The sequence below is a fragment of the Actinoplanes derwentensis genome, assembly GCF_900104725.1.
Classification (GTDB): domain Bacteria; phylum Actinomycetota; class Actinomycetes; order Mycobacteriales; family Micromonosporaceae; genus Actinoplanes; species Actinoplanes derwentensis.
In genome coordinates this window covers 5,315,119-5,333,457 of the sequence record NZ_LT629758.1, presented here as the reverse complement: position 1 = coordinate 5,333,457, position 18,339 = coordinate 5,315,119, and the positions used below count along the sequence as shown (strand labels likewise).

The 18,339-nt window shown below is 70.5% G+C and carries 14 protein-coding genes; 2 read left to right on the top strand and 12 right to left on the bottom strand.

What is annotated here, in order from left to right:
- Positions 1–132 precede the first annotated feature (132 nt).
- The 5 genes from BLU81_RS23530 to BLU81_RS23510 form a co-directional block, all read right to left on the bottom strand.
- Entirely contained in the window at positions 133–936 is an 804-nt protein-coding gene (locus BLU81_RS23530) for a carbohydrate ABC transporter permease (protein WP_092546648.1), read from the bottom strand.
- Complete coding sequence (locus BLU81_RS23525) at positions 933–1,793, bottom strand: carbohydrate ABC transporter permease (RefSeq protein ID WP_092546647.1); 861 nt, start codon at positions 1,791–1,793, stop codon at positions 933–935. The genes BLU81_RS23530 and BLU81_RS23525 overlap by 4 nt, the downstream gene beginning before the upstream one ends.
- Positions 1,790–3,049 (bottom strand): ABC transporter substrate-binding protein, encoded by a 1,260-nt coding sequence (locus BLU81_RS23520; RefSeq protein ID WP_092546646.1) that lies wholly within the window; start codon positions 3,047–3,049, stop codon positions 1,790–1,792. The genes BLU81_RS23525 and BLU81_RS23520 overlap by 4 nt, the downstream gene beginning before the upstream one ends.
- Positions 3,050–3,055: 6 nt before the next feature.
- Positions 3,056–4,144 (bottom strand): LLM class flavin-dependent oxidoreductase, encoded by a 1,089-nt coding sequence (locus tag BLU81_RS23515; protein ID WP_092546645.1) that lies wholly within the window; start codon positions 4,142–4,144, stop codon positions 3,056–3,058.
- A gap of 117 nt (positions 4,145–4,261) precedes the next feature.
- Entirely contained in the window at positions 4,262–4,681 is a 420-nt protein-coding gene (locus BLU81_RS23510; RefSeq protein WP_197685975.1) for a response regulator transcription factor, read from the bottom strand.
- Positions 4,682–5,142: 461 nt separating this feature from the next.
- On the opposite strand from BLU81_RS23510, the gene BLU81_RS23505 reads away from it, so the two are divergent.
- Entirely contained in the window at positions 5,143–7,179 is a 2,037-nt protein-coding gene (locus tag BLU81_RS23505; protein WP_092546643.1) for an ATP-binding protein, read from the top strand.
- Positions 7,180–7,195: 16 nt separating this feature from the next.
- On the opposite strand, the gene BLU81_RS23500 is transcribed toward BLU81_RS23505, so the two are convergent.
- From BLU81_RS23500 to BLU81_RS23490, 3 genes are all read right to left on the bottom strand, one after another.
- The gene (locus BLU81_RS23500) at positions 7,196–8,398 is read right to left on the bottom strand and encodes a sensor histidine kinase (RefSeq protein WP_092546642.1); all 1,203 of its coding nucleotides are present in this window, start codon (positions 8,396–8,398) and stop codon (positions 7,196–7,198) included.
- 11 nt (positions 8,399–8,409) lie between these two features.
- Positions 8,410–10,080, bottom strand: a complete 1,671-nt coding sequence (locus BLU81_RS23495) for a sensor histidine kinase (protein ID WP_092546641.1) — start codon at positions 10,078–10,080, stop codon at positions 8,410–8,412.
- A 70-nt stretch (positions 10,081–10,150) separates the two neighbouring features.
- Entirely contained in the window at positions 10,151–11,431 is a 1,281-nt protein-coding gene (locus BLU81_RS23490) for a pyridoxal phosphate-dependent aminotransferase (RefSeq protein ID WP_092557535.1), read from the bottom strand.
- Between the two features lie 395 nt (positions 11,432–11,826).
- Between BLU81_RS23490 and BLU81_RS23485 the strand changes: the two genes are divergently transcribed.
- Entirely contained in the window at positions 11,827–13,128 is a 1,302-nt protein-coding gene (locus BLU81_RS23485; protein WP_231954726.1) for a sensor histidine kinase, read from the top strand.
- Here the strand turns inward: BLU81_RS23485 and BLU81_RS23480 are convergent.
- From BLU81_RS23480 to BLU81_RS23465, 4 genes are all read right to left on the bottom strand, one after another.
- Complete coding sequence (locus BLU81_RS23480) at positions 13,091–13,900, bottom strand: siderophore-interacting protein (RefSeq protein WP_092546640.1); 810 nt, start codon at positions 13,898–13,900, stop codon at positions 13,091–13,093. The genes BLU81_RS23485 and BLU81_RS23480 overlap by 38 nt on opposite strands.
- A 17-nt stretch (positions 13,901–13,917) precedes the next feature.
- Positions 13,918–15,678 (bottom strand): ABC transporter ATP-binding protein, encoded by a 1,761-nt coding sequence (locus BLU81_RS23475; RefSeq protein ID WP_092546639.1) that lies wholly within the window; start codon positions 15,676–15,678, stop codon positions 13,918–13,920.
- Entirely contained in the window at positions 15,675–17,339 is a 1,665-nt protein-coding gene (locus BLU81_RS23470; protein WP_092546638.1) for an ABC transporter ATP-binding protein, read from the bottom strand. Before BLU81_RS23470 ends, BLU81_RS23475 begins: the two co-directional genes overlap by 4 nt.
- Positions 17,340–17,421: 82 nt before the next feature.
- Positions 17,422–18,339, bottom strand: coding sequence for a type II secretion system F family protein (locus tag BLU81_RS23465; RefSeq protein ID WP_092546637.1), 918 nt, complete (start codon positions 18,337–18,339; stop codon positions 17,422–17,424).

Below are 18,339 nucleotides of genomic sequence, written 5' to 3'. Positions count from 1 at the left end.
GCTTTGACCTGGGGTTCCCCACTGACTGGGGGAGGCCGGCGCGGACGGTAAGCGCCGGGGGTGGTCGAGGCGATGGGCCGGAGGCGGCGGTTCGTGGCCGCGGGCAGTCGTGATCTGGCTGAGGAGATCGTGTCAGCCCTTCACGGCTCCGGCGGTGATGCCGGCCACGAAGTGGCGCTGTAGGAAGGCGTAGGCCAGGACCATCGGCAGTGAGGCGACCACCACCCCGGTGAAGAGCAGTGGGTATTCGGTCAGGTATTCGCCCTGGAAGTCCAGCAGGGCCAGCGGCAGCGTTCGTTTGCTCGGGTCGTCGATGAACAGCAGTGGGTAGAGCAGGTCGTTCCAGTGCATGACGACCAGGAAGATCGCGGTGGCGGCGATGCTCGGGTAGGAGACCGGCACCGCGATGCGCCAGAACGTCGCCCACGGGCCGGCCCCGTCGATTTCGGCGGCCTCGTAGAGTTCGCCCGGCAGGGTGCGCATGAAACCGGCCAGGATGAAGACCGCCACCGGCAGCGTGACCACGATGTTGACCAGGCTCAGGCCGGTCAGGCTGTCGCGCAGGCCGAGGCGTTCGAACTGGACGTACTGCGGGATCATGATCGCCTGGGCGGGCACCGCCAGGCCCAGCGCGAAGATGCCGAACAGGATCCGGGACGGCCACTTCGGCAGCCGGGCCACCGCGAACGCGACCAGACTGCCCAGCAGCAGCGTGACCGGCACCGAGATCGACACCACGAAAAGACTGTTGCCTAGTACGCCGATCAGGTCCTGTTTGGTCAGCACCGTGACGTAGTTGTCCAGCGTCGGATTCATCGGCGGCCCGAACGGGTCGGCGAACAGGTCCGGTGTGGTCTTGAAGGTGCCGCCCGCGATCACGATCAGCGGCACGATGATGAGCAGCGAATAGATGCCGAGCACGGCCCGCCTGATCATCGGTGCACCGCCTTTCCGGCCCGGTTCTGCAGCCAGGTGACCACTGCGATCGCCGCCATGAAGATGATCGACTCGGCGGCCGCGTAGCCGAGTTGTGAGTTCGCGAACGTGCTGTAGATCCGGGTGGCGAGCACGTCCAGCCCGGCGCGCGGCGGGCTGCCGGCCAGACCCAGGATCAGATCGAAGGCTTTGAAGGACTGGAGCGTGGTGTACGCGATGACCAGAGTGGTCGCCGGTGCCACCATCGGCCAGGTGACGTGCCGGAACTGCTGCCAGCGCCCGGCCCCATCGGTCTTCGCCGCGTCGTACAACTCCTCGGGGATCTGGTTGATCCCGGCGATGTAGACGACCATCATCTGCCCGGCGTGGAACCACACCTGCGCCACCGCGACCCACAGGATCGCGGTCGTCTCGTCACCCAGGTAGGCGGACTTCCACGAGTCCAGTCCGACCGCGCCGAGCAGGTTGTTGGCCAGCCCGAACGTGGGGTCGTAGACGAACTTCCAGATGAACGCCACCGACACCGACGACAGCACGGTCGGCAGGAAGAACAGCGCCCGCAGGAACGTGGAGGCCCGGCTGCGGGCGGCCAGCAGCACCGCCAGCAGCAGTGCCAGGGCGGTCTGCCCGATCACCACGGCCAGCAGGAACTTGAGGTTGTTGGTGAGCGCCTTGCGGAACAGGTCGTCGTCGGACACGACGTCGGTCAGGTTGGCGAGCCCCACCTCGGTGAAGGTGGGGCTGTACCCGTCCCAGTCGGTGGTCGCGTACCGCAGGCCCTGCACGGCGGGAAGCAGGAAGAATCCGCCGTACAGGATCAGTGCGGGTGCCGCGAAGAGCCAGAGCTTGAACTTCATTTCTTCTGGTCGATGACCTTCTGGGCCTCGTCGGCCGCCTGCTCCGGGCTCTTGCCCCCGACCACCGCGACGGCGGCGTTCTCCACGGCGCCGCGGATGTCCAGGTTGGTGAACTGGAAGCGCGGGGCCAGCGCGGTCTTCCTGGTCAGCCAGGGCGCGAGCGCCTTCAGGTCGGCGTTGGTGTACTCGACGTCCTTGACCGTGACGTGCTGGGCGGTGCCGTTGGCGTAGACACCGGCGACCGCCGGATCGGACAGGTGCTCGATCCAGGCGCGGGCGTTGTCCTGCTTTGCCGACTTGGCGTTGACGCCGAGGATGAAGGTGGCGTTGAAGACACCCTCGTACTTGGCCTTGTCCGCGGTCGTGGTGATCGGCGCGAGCAGGTCGATCGGGAAGGTCGCGCCCAGCTTGCGCACCCCGGACACCTGGAACGAGCCGGTGGCCAGCAGTGCCGCCTTACCCTGGGCGAACAGGGCGAGCGCGGCGTCGCTGCTGGTGCCGGTGGAATTGTCCTGGAAGTACGGCCGCAGTTCGGCGTACTGCTTGAGCACGGTGAGGAACCAGTCGTCGGTCACCTTGTACTCGCCGGTCTCGATCTTGCCGAGCGCGTCGTCGGCGGGCGCGTTGTTGACGACCAGCACGTTGAGCAGCTGTCCGGCGTTGGCCGCGTCGCCGCCCGGCCATGCGATCGGGGCGACACCCTGGCTCTTCAGCTTGTCGGCCAGGGCGAGGAAGCCCTGCCAGTCCTTCGGGGCCGCACCCAGGCCGGCTTTGCTGATCAGGTCGGTGTTGGCCAGGGGGGTGTTGAACACCAGCTGGTACGGCACCCCGAGCTGTCTGCCGGCACTGCTGCCCGCGGTGATCAGCGTCGGCTCGTACTTCGACAACAGCGCCTGTCCGGTGAGGTCGGTGTAGACGCCCGCCTTGGCGATGTCGAGGAACTGCGCGCCCCGGAACGCGGTGAACGCGTCACCGACCGAACCGCCGCGCAGCTTCTGGATCGCGGTGCTCTGGTAGTCGGCGGACGGCGAGATGTCCTGCCGTACGGCGACGCCCTTGCTCTTGGTGAATTCGGCGATGATCTGCTCGAACACCTCCTTGTCCTCGGCACGCCAATGCGCGAAGGACAGATCGCCACCCTTGTCCGAGGCCGAAGTCGAGGAGTCCCCGCCCGGCCCGGCGCACGCGGCCAGGAACGCGGCGGCGCCCGTGCCGGCGGCGAGTTTCAGCAGGTTACGACGGTTGTATGTGGTCACTTTTGATCAGGCTCCTGACAGGAGGCCGCGGCGGCGCAACTCGGGCAGCAGGCCCTCACCGGCGTGGTAGGCCTCTTCAAGGTGGGGGTATCCGGAGAGGATGAACTCGTCGATGCCGAGGTCGTGGTACTCGGCGATCCGGTCGGCGACCTCGGTGTGGCTGCCGACCAGGGCTGTTCCCGCGCCGGGACGGACGAGTCCGACTCCGGCCCATAGATTGGGGTAGATCTGTAAGCCGTCTCGGGTGCCCCCGTGCAGGGCTAGCATCCGCTGCTGGCCGACCGAGTCGGCCTGGCGTAGTGAGGCCTGGGCGTTCGCGATCTGTTCCGGGGTGAGAGCGTCCAGCAGCGCGTCTGCCTCGGCCCACGCCTGCTTCGACGTGTCCCGGGTGATCACGTGCAGCCGGATCCCGAACCGGCCGGTGTAACCGAGCGCGCGCAGGGCGGCGACCTTCTCGGCCACGGCGGCGGGCGGCTCGCCCCAGGTCAGGTAGACCTCGGCGTGATTGGTGGCGACCTCCAGAGCGGCCTTCGACGAGCCGCCGAAGTAGATCGGCGGGGCGTCGAAGCGGCGGGGTGCGTACGCCCCGGCGACCTTGAAGTGTTCGCCCTCGAAGTCGAACGGGCCCTGCCAGGCGCCGCGCAGCACGGTCAGGAACTCGTCGGTGCGCGCGTAACGCTCGTCCTTGCCCAGCCAGTCGCCGAAGCGCTGCTGCTCGGCCGCGTCGCTGCCGGTGACGATGTTGAGCATCAGCCGGCCGCGGGAGATCCGCTGGAAGGTGGCGGCCATCTGTGCCGCGAGCGTGGGGGAGAGTGAGCCGGGGCGGAACGCCACCAGGAACTTCAGGGTGCTGGTCTCGCGGGCGATCGCGGCGGTGGTCAGCCAGGCGTCCTCGCACCAGGTGCCGGTCGGGGTGAGCACTCCGGTGAAGCCGGTGCGCTCGGCGGCGCGGGCGACGTCGATCAGATATTCGATGTCGGGCTCGCGCAGGGCCGCACCGTCGGTGTGCGTGCTGCGGCCACCACGGTCGTCGACGCCGACGATGGACCGGCTGTCACCGGTCGTGGGCAGGAACCAATGCAGGACCACGGGCATGCCTCGGAATATATGTGCACAACTCCTATCGATCAAGCAGGCGAACTAGAATATGTGCACGTTCTCACACGGCGGGACGGGAACCTCCCCGGAGGCCCCCGTCCCGTCGATGTGGAGTCAATGCCGGTCCGGCAGCAGCCACCGCACCCGGCGCACCAGTTCGCCGGTGTTCACCGGCTTCGGCATGTACTCCTCGGCACCCGACACGTACGCCAGCTCGATGTCGGTCTCGGTGGCCATGCCGCTCAGCACGATCACCGGGATCTCGGCGGTGGCCGGCTCGGCGTGCATCTTGTAACAGACACTCAGCCCGTCCATCCCGGGCATCGCGATGTCGAGCACCACCAGGTCGGGAAGTGCCTCGTTGACGATCGTCAGCGCGGTGCACCCGTCACCCGCGGTCGCCGTCCGGTAGCCGGCCATCTGCAGCTTGAAGGTGACGAGATCGCGCACGTCCTCGTCGTCGTCGACCACGAGCACCAACTGCCCGGTGCCGGTACGGGGGAGAACGGGGGCGATGTCCAACATGGCCGTCATGTAATTCTCCGGTCCTCTGGCGAGGGCGGCTCCGCGCCGCCGACGTTGTGACCCGAGACATCGGCCCCACTCGGGCGCCGTCCAGGTAAACGCCGGTTGCCGAACGGTTGCGGCTAACGCACCGGTGCGGCGGGTGTGACCGCCGGGCTCACCGGAGCGGCCGTAGTGGCCGCTGGGCCCTTGGCCTGCCGGGCCGTCACGGCTAGCTCCGGGCGGCTCCGGCCGAGGAAGGCGACCGCCCACCGGACCAGGGCGCCGGCTCTGTTGCGGCCCTTCGGCAGGTGCGCCCAGTGCGCGCCCAGCCGGAGCAGCCAGCCGGCCAGGCCGCTCAGGTGCAGCCCGCGCAGGTCGGTGACCGCGGAGAACCGGGCCCTGTGGCGATGTTGCCCTTGCTGGCTCAGGACTCCGGCGACGGGGCCGACAATAGGGGTGAAAGGGTCACACCGGATACGAGGCGAGCGATGAGACTTCCGATAGCCGTACCGCCCGTGGCCGGGTACGCGGTGCTCTACGCGGTCGCCGTCCTGGCCGGGACCGGATCCACGCTGGGTGACGACCCCGGCGATCAGATGATCTGGCCGGCTTTCGGCGTCGCCGCGATGTGGCTGGTGATGAGCCGGGACTCACTGTGGCGCTGGGCCGAGACCGGTGGGATCGGCGTCCTGACCGTGCTGATGCTCGCCGTCGCCGGCACCGATCCGGTGGTCGCGGTGGTCCAGGGCCTGGCCGCGATGCTAGGCGCGATCGTGTTCGCGTTCGCCGTGGCCCGCTGGCTGCCCGGTCTGCAGCCGCCGGAGAAGCCGGAACCGCCGCTGTCGAACCTCCTGGACCTGTGGTGGCTGATGGTCTGCAGCGTGCTGGCCGCGGTGGCCGCCACCGTCCTGCAGACCCTAGGAGGCCTGGCGGTCGTCGCGGACTGGACGTTCTCCGTCCCGGGCGCCACCGCGCTCGTGGTCCGGGACACCGTCTCGGTCCTCGTCTTCGGCACGATCACCCGGCTGGTGGCCGGCCTGCTCGCCGGCCAGCGGCGCCCGGCCGGCGGCTTCGGGACCGTGCGCCGGCTGGAGGCGGCGGGGGTCTTCGCGGTCTCGGCCGTCGCCTACTGGGCGGTCTTCAGCAGCAGCCGGGCCGCGCTGCCGATCGGGTTCGTGCTGATCCCGCTGACCGTGTGGGCCGCCGTGCGGATGCCGAGCCCGCTGGTCGTCCTGCACGCCGCCGTCTTCAACTGCACCGCGCTGCTCTACACCGTCGGCGGCCACGGTCCGTACGCGGTGGTCGGCGACGTCGGCCTGCGAGCGCTGCTGATCCAGGTCTACTCCGGCATCCTCGCCTCGGTCGGCCTGGTCCTGGCGATCAGCCGCGACGAGCGGGAGACACTGATCCACCGTCTGAAGGACTCCGAGCAGGAGGCCACCGACAAGGCCACGATGATGACCACGGTGGTCAACTCGATGACCGAAGGCCTGGCCATTCTCGACCACACCGGCCATTTCGTGCTGCGCAACCCGGCCGCCACCCGCCTGCTCGGCGCGGCCAGCGCGGTCACCAGCGGCGTGTCACTCGGCAGCGACCACGGCTTCTTCCGCCCGGACGGCACCGCCTTGGAGGACCATGAACTGCCGCACGTGCGCGCGCTGGCCGGCGCGGAGGTCGAGCCGATGGACGTGCTGGTGCGCAACGCGGCCGTCCCGGAAGGGCGGATCGTCCGGTTCAACGTGGCCCGGCTGGCGCTCCGGACCGGCCCGGACCACGTGGTGGTGGTCTTCCACGACGTCACCGCGGACCGGCGGCACCGTGACGAGCTGATGTCGTTCGCCGGGCGGGTCGCCCACGACCTGCTCAACCCGCTGACCACCGTCGAGGGCTGGGCCGAGGTGCTGGAACAGGAGCTGGCCGGGTACGCGCCGGCCGAGCGGGTCGCCCGGATCCAGCGGGCCGCGGCCCGGATGCGCACGTTCCTCAACGGCCTGCTCGCCTACACCGCCGCCCGCGACGGCAAACTGATGCCCACCACGGTCAACACCGCTCTGCTGATCGGCGACATCGTCAACAGCCGCACGGACCAGGCCGAGGCCAACGGGGAACCGCCGCCCTACTTCGAGGTGGGCCGGCTCGACCCGGTCGAGGCCGACCCGGTGCTGCTGCGGCAACTGCTGGAGAACCTGATCGACAACTCGCTGCGCACGATGGCTCCGGGGACGGCGCCCTACCTGGCGATCTCCTGCCAGCCGAACCCGAACGCGATGGTCCGCATCGACATCCTGGACAACGGCGCCGGGATCCCGCCGGGCATGGTGCGCGAGGTGTTCACCAGCTTCCACCGGGAGAAGGGCGGCACCGCCAACGGGCTCGAACTGGCGATCTGCAAGCGGATCGTGGAGCGGCACGGCGGCCTGATCGAGGCGGCTCCGAACCCGTACGGTCAGGGCACCCGGATCTCCTTCACCCTGCCGGCGGGCCGGTCCGCGTACGCCAAGGCCCTCGCCCCGACCCGGTGAGCCCGGCAGTTCCGGCTCAGAGGGTGAGGCGGGCGACGGTCCCGGACGGGGTGCCGGTCACCGTCACCGTCCCCTGGTGGGACTCGGCGATGTTGCGGGCGATGGTCAGACCCAGACCCACGCCGGGTACGGCCTGCTCGCGCGCGTGCCGGCCACGATGGAAGCGATCGAAGACGTACGGCAGCTCGTCCTCGGGGATGCCGATGCCGCAGTCGGCTACTTCCACGTACGGCCGCGGCTGGTGCCCGGTTTTGATCATGATCGGGCGATCGGCCGGGGTGAACAGCAGCGCGTTGCGCACCAACTGGCTCACGGCATCGGCCAGGCGGGCCAGATCAGCCCGCACCGCGACCGCGCCGTCCCGGAGCACCAGCACCGTCTCGGACCGCAGCGCGATCAGCGGCCGGCAGGTCTGCAACGCGGCGTCCAGCACGGTGTCCAGTTCGACGACGCCGGCCGGTCCGGTCAGCGGAGCCTCCGCCGGGCGGGTGCCGGCCAGCAGATGGTCGACCATCGACACCAGGCGCTCGCCGTTGCGGTGGATCGGCTCGATCAGACTGCGGTACGGGGCCAGGTCCGCCTCCTGGTCGCCGAGCAGCTCCAGATAACCCTGGATGGAGGCGACCGGCGTACGCAGCTCATGGGTGATCGTCGCGATCAGGTCGTCCTCGCGCTGGGACGCCCGGGACAGCTCGTCACCGAGGTCCGACATCCGCAGCCGGGTACGGATCGCCGACAGATGCGCCGCCGCCTGCCCGGCGAACATCACCAGATCGCTCATCTGGCGATCGTCGACCTCACGCGGTTCGTCGTCGACCACACACAGCGCGCCGAGCACGTGCCCGTCCTCGTCGACGAGCGGCGCCCCCGCGTAGAAGCGGATGTTCGGTGTCCCCGTCACGTTCGGGTAGTCGCGGAACCGGTCGTCGCGGGTCGCGTCCGGAACGATCAGCGGCCGGCCGGTCGGCACCAGATAGCGGCAGAACGACACCTCGAGCGGGGTCTGCGCGTCGGCGATCCCGTGACTGCCGGCGAACCACTGCCGCTCCCGGTCGATCAGCGAGATCGCCGAGATCGGCGCGTCGAACATCGATGCGGCCAGTCGGGTCAGATCGTCCAGAACTGCCGGCCGGGGCCGGTCCAGCACCTGGTAGGAGTACAGCGCCTCAAGTCTGGCTTGCTCGTTCGGGACAGCAGGTTCGCGTTCCACGACTGCCATTCGGCCACCGCTCAGCCGACCTGAGCGGAATCCTGGACCGGTTCGGGTATCCCGGCACGGGCCGCCGACGGGAGGGTGAAGACGAACCGGGAACCGCCTCCCGGGTTGTCGCCGGCCACGATCGTGCCGCCGTGCCGTTCCACGATCCGCTTGCAGATGCCCAGACCGAGACCGGTTCCGGCGTACCCCAGTGACGGGTGGGCCCGATGGAACCGGCCGAAGATCTGGTCGTGCTGGCCGGCTGGGATGCCGATCCCGTTGTCCGCGACGCAGACCCGCACCATCGGGCCGTCCCCGGTCGCGGTCACCGTCAGCATCGGGGTCACCCCCGGCGCGGTGTACTTGATCGCGTTGCCGATCAGGTTGTCCAGCAACTGCCGCACCAGCATCGGGTCGGCCCGGACCGGCGGCAGGTCGGCCACCTGGAACCGGGGCGGCGGCAGCCCGCCCGCGATCGCCGCGTCCAGCCGGGCCACGGTCACCTCGGCCAGCGTCGCCGCCAGATCCATCACGGCCGGTGCGACGATCGCCTCCCGCGCGGTGGCGTAGCCGAGCAGGTCGTCGATCAGCTCCCGCATCCGCGTCGCCGACCGGGAGACCCGGACCAGACCGTCGCGGGCCTGATCCGCCGACGGGTTCGCCGGCAGCTGCTCGACCGCCGTGGTGGCCACCTCCGCCCACCCGCTGATCGAGGTCAGCGGGCTGAGCAGGTCGTGCGCCGCCACCTCGGCGAAACTGGTCAACTCCTCGCGCTGCGCCGCCAGCTGCGCCTTCTCGGCGGCCAGCGCGGCGATCAGGGCGTCCCGCTCGTCGCGGCCGAGCGCCAGGGCCAGCCCGACCACGGCCACCACGGCGACGAACAACTGCGCCACGAAAGCCCGGGTGGCCGGATCGGCGATGTCCGCGAATGATCCGTGGCCGCTCAGCGTGATCAGCATCGTGATCGTGCCCACGAGCAGACCGTGCACCACCACGAACGGGGTGGGGAACCGGACACCCACCCAGACGGTCACCGCGATCAGCAGGAACGTGACCGGCAGATGGCGATCCTGGACGAAACCGAACCAGTAGGCCGCGCCCGAACAGAGGGCGAGGGCGGCGTACTCGGCGAGCCGGGCCCGGGACGGGACGACAGCGCCCCGGCGGACCGCCAGGGCGTGCGGCAGGGTGAGACCGGCCCCGCCGATCAGCAGGATGCTCGCGGTGTTGCGGGCCAGCCAGACCAGGGTGGCCGACCACGAGTGCTGATCGGTGATCAGCCACATGCCGGTCGGCCCGGCCGCCGCCCCCGCCGCCGTCGCGGCGAACGAGGCGCCCAGCAGCACCCACAGGTCACGCGGGCCTCGCATCGTCCCGTCCGCCAGCCCCGGCCGCCACCTGTCGATCAGGCGCAGGAAGACCCCGATCTGGACCAGGTTGGCGACCGTGAACACCACCGCCAACGCCAGGGACGCTCCGGTCGCCGTGTTCACCACCAGGGTGATCACGGCGAGTGCGGCGGCGTCCGCCCAGCGAACGGGAGCCTGGCGCTGGGCACAGAACCAGACCACCGCGACACCCGCGGCGGGCCAGACCATGCTGAGGTCGGAGGCGTCCATGACGGTGAGACGCCCGGCCAGCACCGAGATCAGGAACGCCACGGCGAAGACACCGGTGCGTGCCAGCGATCGTCGGTACGTCATCACTCGCTCCCCGGGCGCGCCCCATCGGGGTCACACCTGCCTATCGGCGGGGGAGCGAGTGAACTGAGTGTCAGCCGACGGCGGCGCGGCGTGCGGTGTAGTCGGCCCCGCCACGCTGGCCCGGGTACTGCACCAGGTTGTCCGGCTGCTCGTCGTACGAGGTGTCGGCCCAGCGGCGGCCCGGTTCCGGGCGGGCGTTCTCCAGCGGGTCACTGTCGTACGCCGACCGGCTGTGGAACCGCTGCCCGTAATCGAGCATGCCGTCGACCAGGCGGTCCACGTCCGCGGCCGGGCGTACCACCAGGCGCATGAACTGGCTGGTCATGCCGAGCTTGTTGCCGCACTCGCGGGTCATGATGCCGTGGTTGGCGACCAGATAGTCGCGCAGCGCCACCCCCGACCACTCGGTCGGCAGCTTGACCAGGAAGAAGTTGCCCTGCGACGGGAAGACCGTCAGGCCCTGGATGCGCTGCAGCTCCCGGCCCATCGAACGGCGGTCCCGGCTGAGCAGGCGCAGGCTCTCCTCGTACTCCATCTCGTGGTCGGAGATCATGTGGACCACCTTCTCCGCGAGGGAGTTCAGGTTCCACTTGGGCAGATTCTTCGCGATCTTGCCGGCGATCGCCGGGTTGGCCAGCATGTAGCCGAACCGGATGCCGTGCAGACCGAAGTTCTTGCCCAGGCTCTTCAGCACCACCGTGTTCGGGCGGATCACCGCGTCCGGCCCGACCGACGGGTACCGCTCGGCGTCGGAGAAGTCGATGAACGACTCGTCGACCACGACCAGGTCCAGGTCACTGAGCGCGTCCATGAACCGGATCACGTCACGCCGCGGGATGTAGTGCCCGTCCGGGTTGTTGACGTTGCAGACCACCGCGACCCGGGACTTGCGCTCCCGGATGAACTCGACGTACTCCTCCAGATCCAGCCGGAACCCGTCCCGCTCCTGCAGCGGGAACATGTCCACCCGCTTGCCGGTCTCCATCGGCTGGTCGGTCCAGCGCCCGAAGGTCGGGATCGGGATCGCCACGCTCTCCTTGATCAGCAGGTGGTCGATCCAGGTGATCAGCTCGGTGGAGCCGTTCGCCATCGCCACCGTCTGCGGGTGCAGGCCCAGCACGGAGGCCAGCTTCTTGGTGATCGTCGACGAGTCGCTCGGGTAGTACTTGAGGATGCTCTTCAAGTCCCGTGACAGTTCGTCGAACATCTCCGGCGTCGGGAAGTACGGGTTGCACGGGATGCAGAAGTCGACGATCTCCACACCCTCACCCGCCGCCCGCGCGATGTCGAAGTACGACGCGCTGTGCGAGCCCTTGTGCAGGATGGACGTATCGATACCAGTCCGCGCCACAGTAGCCTCCCGAACCCCTCCGGTGATGTTGCCGCTCACCGATACGGGCGCGAGGGTCAAATCGTTCGATACTTATATTCCCGCTAAGGATCTGACGCCGGGGACACAGCGGAGAAACAGCCCCCGCCACGATTGATCAACTAGCTCGTTTCCCTCTTTGGCGGCTGTGACGACAGGGGGACATGATGCGTGGATTGATCAGGCTCTGGCTGGCGAGCGTCGTGGTGTTCGGGGCGGTGATGACAGCCAGCCCGGCCCACGCCGAGGCGATGTACTGGATCTAGCCCGGCGACGCGGTGGGCTCGCTGCTACCGGCTCGGCGGCCCACCCGTTCCGGCGATCGAACCGGCGGCCGGGCTGCTAAAGCGCGAGCCGTTGCTGCCGATCTGCGGGGCGTGTCGACACTAGTCATCGAGCGCCCGGATCGTGAACTCGACCGGCTGGCCGCGCTGCACGAGTACCGCCTGCTGGACGCGCCCGCCGACGACGAGCTGAGCGCGGTGGTCCGGGTCGCCGCGATGGTGGCCGGGGGCGCGAACGCGTCGCTGAACCTGATCGACGAGAACCGGCAGTGTCAGCTCACGACCACCGGATTCCAGGGTGGTGACTCGGCCCGGTCCGACTCGATGTGTGACATCGCGTTCCGTGACGGTGTGGTGGTGTACCTGCCGGACGCCCGGCGGAGTCCCGTCTACGCCGGGAACCCGTGGGTGGACGGCCGGATGGCCGACGTCCGTTTCTACACCTCGGCGCCGCTGATCAGCCCGTCCGGGCACGCCCTCGGCACCCTCTGCGTCTTCGACTCGGTCGTCAAGGAACTGAGCGGGGACCAGCTCGCCCGTCTGGAAGATCTGGCGCAGGTGATCGTCGGCCTGTTCGAGCGCCGCCGGCAGGCCCGGATCAGCGCCGACCTGGCCCGCAAGACGAAACGCGCGCACGCCGAGATCGCCGAGCGGGAGTCACAGCTCACCGCCGCTGTCGATGAGCTGCGGCGTTCCAACGACGAGCTGGAGGGCTTCGCCGCGGCGGTCAGCCACGACCTGGTGCGGCCGCTGGCCAGCGCCAGTGGCTTCCTGGAGATGTTCGGCCAGGTCTACGGCGAGCAGCTGGACGAGCGGGGCGCGAAGTGGGTCACCGGCGCGGGCCGGGCGCTGAACCGGATGCAGGAGCTGGTTCAGGCCCTTCTGGAGTACGCGCGGGCCGGTCACGCCCCGCGCCAGTCGGTGCGGGTGGACCTGAACGACGTGGCCGCCCAGATGCGGGCCGACCTGCGGGCACTGATCGTGTCCGCCGGGGCCACCGTGACGGTCGACGGGGTGCTGCCCTCGGTCGACGGCGACCCGACGCTGCTACGGCAACTGTTGCAGAACCTGGTCGACAACGCGATCAAGTACCGCCACCCGGACCGGCCGCCGGCCGTGTCGGTGAGCTGCACGCCCGAGCCGGGTGGCTGGGTGGTCGCGGTCACCGACAACGGCCTGGGTATCCCGCCGGAACACCGGGACCGGGTGTTCGACATGTTCGCCCAGGTGGATCCGGCCGCCCGCAAGGGGCACGGCATCGGCCTGTCCACCTGCATGCGGATCGTGGAACGGCACGGTGGCCTGATCGAGGTGGACGGCAACCCGGCCGGCGGCACGGTGATCCGACTGCGCCTGCCTACATGGCCGCGTGGCCGTGCCGCCAGTAGCCGATGAAGTCGATGTTCGTCTTCGGCACGGCGCGGTCCTGGACCAGGTGCCGGCGGCCGCCGGTGACCAGGGCCGACTCGCCGACCAGGTAGGCCCAGACCGGTGACGTGGGCAGTTCGGCCGCGGTCAGTGTCTCCAGAGCGAGCTTCCCGGGTACGCCGTGACCGCCGTCGCGTGCCACCCAGCGCAGGTCGACACCATCCGGCACCCGGAAGTCCTGGGTGTCGTCGAGAGACGGCAGTTCGACGATCGCCACCCCTTGAGCGTCGTCGGGCAGCGACGCGCAGATGCCGGCGACCGCGGGCAGCCCGGTCTCGTCGGCGACCAGCAGCGTCCAGTCGTGTTCGGCCCGCGGGTGGTAGCCGACTCCCTGGTCGAGCAGCCCGACCTGGTCGCCGGGTTTGGCCGCGAGGGCGAACGCGCTGGCCGGGCCGCTGTGCCCGTCGGCGTCCACGTGCACGACGAAGTCGACGTCGAGACCGCCCGGCCGGTATGCCCGGACCGTGTAGTTGCGCACGATCGGCCGTTTCGGCTTGGCGGTCGCCAGGTACTGCGCGTACCACAGCCCGGACGTGCGGGTCGGCAGCTTGAGCGTGTCCTGGCCGGGGCGGGGCAGGAAGAGCCGGAACCACTGGTCGAAGCCGAGTGGGGTGAAGCGGTCCAGCCCTTCGCCGCCGAGGGTCACCCGGACCACGTTCGCCGACACCCGTTCGCTGGTGACCACTTCGAGGAGCAGCACGTGGGGATCGACCGGCTTACGGATCTTGAAGTTCGCCATAGTTAGGCTACCCTAACCTAATGCCCCCACGCGGTCCATAGCCGTGCATACCTGCCTCCGGCCTGCCGTAACGTCTCGTGGCTGCCCTCCTCGACCACCCGCCCGTGATCCATCACCAGGATCCGGTCGGCGACCGCGGCCTGGGTCAGCCGGTGCGCCACGATCAGCGTGGTCCGGCCCTCGGTGACGGCTGCCGCGGCCCGGTCCAGATCGCGGGCGCCCGCACTGCCGGCCTCCGCCGTCGCCTCGTCGAGCACCGCCACCGCCGGGTCGGCCAGCACCAGGCGGGCCAGCGCGAGCTGCTGGGCCTGCGCCGCGGTCAGCCAGTGCCCGCCCTCGCCGACCTCGGTGTCCAAGCCGTCCGGCAGCGCCCGGAACCAGCCGTCGGCCCCGGCCCGCTCCAGCGCCGCGGTCATCTCCCTGTCAGAAGCGTCCGGCCGGGCCAGCCGCAGGTCCGCGGCCAGGGTTCCGGCGAACACGTGCACCTCCTGGCTGACCAGGGCGATCCGCTGCCGGGTGCGTTCCTCGCCCAGTTCGGTCAGCGGCACCCCACCGAGCCGGACCTGGCCGTCGGAGGCTTCGATGATCCCGGCCGCGATCGCCGCCAGGGTGGTCTTGCCGGCTCCGCTGGCTCCGACGAGCGCGACTCTCTCCCCGGGGGCGATGGTCAGCTTCACGTCGGCCAGAACCGGGGGCCCGCCGTCGTACCGATGCTCCCGGAGGGTGATCTCGAGACGGTCGTCCGCCGGATCCGATGACAACGGCGCAGATGTGCGGCCGGGCAGCCCGGCGACCTCGATCAGGCGAGCCAGCGAGGCGTTGACCTGCAGGATCGTGTCGGCCTCCATCAGCAGCATGCCGATCGGGTTGAACAGCCGGTGGAAGTAGAGGGCCGCCGCGGTGGCCGCGCCGACCGAGGCCAGGTCGTAGCGGACCAGCAGGAACCCGGCGATGAGTACGGCGGCGAGCCCGAAGTACTCGGCCCGGTTCATCCGGGTGCTGAACCGGGTGTACAGCGTGAACACGTCCAGCGACAGGTCCCGGGCCGCCGCCGACCGGTCGGCGATGCGGTTCACGTGGTCGTCCTCGACCCGGTAGGCCCGCACCGTCGCGGCCCCGTGCAGCGCCCCGGCCATCGCCTGCGACCGTTCCCCGGCCACGATCCGTTCCCGCTTGTAGTACGGCGCCGACCGGGGCAGGTACCACCGCATCGCCAGCGCGTACCCGGGTGCCGCGGCCAGTCCGGCCAGCCCGAGCCGCCAGTCCAGCGCGAACAGCCCGGCCGCGGTGAGCACCACCGAGAGCAGCGCTCCGGCCAGGGCCGGGCCGCTGCCGGTGAGCGCGTTCGCCACCACCGCCACGTCGTCGCCGGCCCGGGCCACCAGGTCGCCGGTGCCGCTGCGCTCCAGGGTGGCCGACGGCAGGTGCAGGGCCCGGTCCAGGACCTTCTCCCGCAGCCGGGCCACCACTGTCTCACCGAGCCGGGCCGCCACCGCCGCGCCGGCCGCGGTCAGCAGACCGCCGATCACCGCGGCCGCCGCGATCACCAGGGCTTGCCCGACCACGTCGCGCACCCCGGCCCCGCCGATCACGGCGTCGACCAGCCGGCCCAGCACCCAGGGCGCGACCAGCAGGCTGGCGGACGCGCCGACCAGCAACGCCACCGCTATCGCGCTGAGCCGCGGCATCCGGGCGAACTCGGCACCGAACGCCCGCCAGGTCTCCCGGGTGCCGGCGACAGGAAGAAGGCCACCGGGAAGAAGGTCAGGGGAGTTCATCGCCGGACCGCCGCTCGGTAACGCTCGTCGGAGGCGACGAGCTGGTCATGGGTTCCCTCGGCGACCACCCGGCCACCGTCCAGCATCGCCACCCGGTGCGCGGCCCGCAGCAGCGCCGGACTACTGGTGACCATCAGGGTGGCGCGCCCGGCACCGTTGCGGGCTCCGGCCAGCCGGTCGGCGATCAGGGCCTCGGTCACCGCGTCGACAGCGGTCGTCGGGTCGTGCAGCACCAGCACCGGCGGGTCGGTGGCCAGCGCCCGGGCCAGGGCGAGGCGCTGCCGCTGCCCGCCGGACAGGTTCGCGCCGCGTTCGACGAGTTCCTGGTCGAGTGGCACCTCCTCGGCGGCGGCGTTCGCCACCGCGGCCGACACCACCACGTCGTCCAGGTCACCGCGCAGGGCGATGTTGGCGCGCACGGTCCCGGCGAAGAGTGTCACGTCGTGCCGTTCCACCAGCACCACCTGACGGACGGTGTCCAGAGCCAACTCCTCCAGGGGCACGCCGTCGATGCGGACCGTCCCGCCGTAGTCGGCGCGGGGCACACCGCCGGTCAGCAGCGCGAGCAGTTCGCCGGCCTGGCGCGGGGAACCTGCCAGTACGGCCAGGATCTCGCCGTCGTGCAGGCGCAGGCACAGGTCGTCCAGTTCGCCGTACCCCACCTGGTCGATTTCGACCCGCGCCGGGCCCGGCGCCGGAACGCCCGCCGTGCCCGGTTCGACCTGCGGCGCCGCGTCCAGGACGCGGGTGACCCGCCCGGCCGACGCTCGCGCCGCCGCCAGCAACTGCACGCAGAAGCCGAGTAGTTGCACCGGCTCGGCGATGAACTGGGCCAGCCCGACCACCGCGACAAGTTCCCCCACGGTGATCCGGCCCTGGATCGCGAACCATCCGGCGAACCCGGCGACCGCCGCGAGCAGCAGCCCGTTCACCGCGGTGGTCAGGCCCAGGTGCACACCCTTGGTGGTGGCGGCCCGCAGCGTGTCGGTCAGGGCCCGGTCGCTGGCCTCGGCGTACCGGCCGGCCGCGTGGTGCTGCGCGCCCAGCCCGCGCAGCACCCGCAGGCCGGAGAGCAGGTCGACGGCCAGGGCGGTGGTGGCGGCCAGGGCCGCCTGCTGGGCCTCACTGCGGCGGGTCAGCAGCGGCGCCAGCGATTGCAGACCCAGGACCACCAGCGGTACGCCGATCAGCACGCCGACCCCGAGCAGTGGTTCCACGACGATCAGCGCGACCGCCGAGACGGTGATCGCGGTGCTCGCCGCGGCCAGGAACGCGACCGCCCGGATCCCCTGGACGGCCTGTTCGGTGTCGGAGGCGACCACCGAGAGTAGTTCGCCGTCGCGCATCCCGGAGCGCTGTCCGCGCGGGTCCAGGGCCCGGCCGGCGATCTCCACCCGCAGCAGGTGCGCCTCACGTTCCACCGCCGCGTTGCCCAGCCGGGAGCCGAACCGCCAGGCCAGCGCGAGGACGGTGAACAGCCCGGCCAACGCGGCCAGCGCGATCAGCAGGGCCGGAGTGTCCGAGGTGGCCACCGCCCGGTCGATGATCAGCCCGATCGCGACCGGGACCATGGCCTCGGCGGTCTGGTGCAGGCAGACCAGCGCCACGCTGGCGGTGATGCGGCCCCGCTGCCGGCGCAGGGCCCTTCTCAGAACAGTCATGGGGCGGCGTCGGCCCTTCGTCGGAGCGGGTGGTTAGGCTACCCTAAGCACCCGCGGCCGGCGGTCCCGGCGGCCCGGGGCGTCAACTGTTGGAGAACGTCTTGACCAGCTGGATCACGGCCGGGCCGATGATCACCACGAAGATCGCCGGGAACATGCAGAACAGGATCGGGAAGAGCATCTTCACCGGGACCATCTGGGCCGCCTCCTCGGCGCGCTGACGGCGCCGGACCCGCTGGTCGGCGGCGTGCTCACGCAGGATCGGGGCCACCGAGATACCCAGTTCACCGGCCTGGATCAGGGCGGTCACCAACCGTTTCAGGTCGCGGACCGTGGTCCGCTGGGCGAGGTCGCGCAACGCTTCGGAGCGGGCCACACCGAGCCGCATCTCCTGCAGAGCCCGGTGCAGTTCGTCGGAGATCGGCCCGCGGGTACTGCGGGCCACCTGGTCCATCGCCGAGTCCAGGCCGAGGCCCGCCTCGACGCCGATGACCAGCACGTCCATCACGTCCGGCAGGGCGCGCTGGATGGCCTCCTGCCGTTTGATCGACGCGTTGTAGATCAGGATCAGCGGCATCGCGTAACCGAGGGCCACCCCGGCGATCGCCCCGACGATCGCCCCGGGCTGGCCTTTGAACGTGTTGCCGACACCGCACATCAGCAGCGCCAGCGCCATCATCGCCATCGGCCGGAGCCGGACCACCCGCTGCACCGGCCAGGCGACCGGGTTGCCGGCGAGTTCCAGCATCCGGTGCAGCCGGTCCCGGTCACCGGGCGGGCTGAGCATGATGCCGAGCCGTTCGGCGAGATCCAGCAGCGCCTGGCCCAGCGGGGAGACCTGGCGCCGGACGTGCACGCCGTCCGGCTGGCCGGTGAAGATTGCCAGGGTTCGCAGGATCCGGTCGCGGCGCATCTCGGGCATGGTCGAGGCGACCGCGACCAGCACGACCGCGCCGGCCAGTGCGGCCACCGCGATGATCACCAGCAGGGCGCCGCCCAT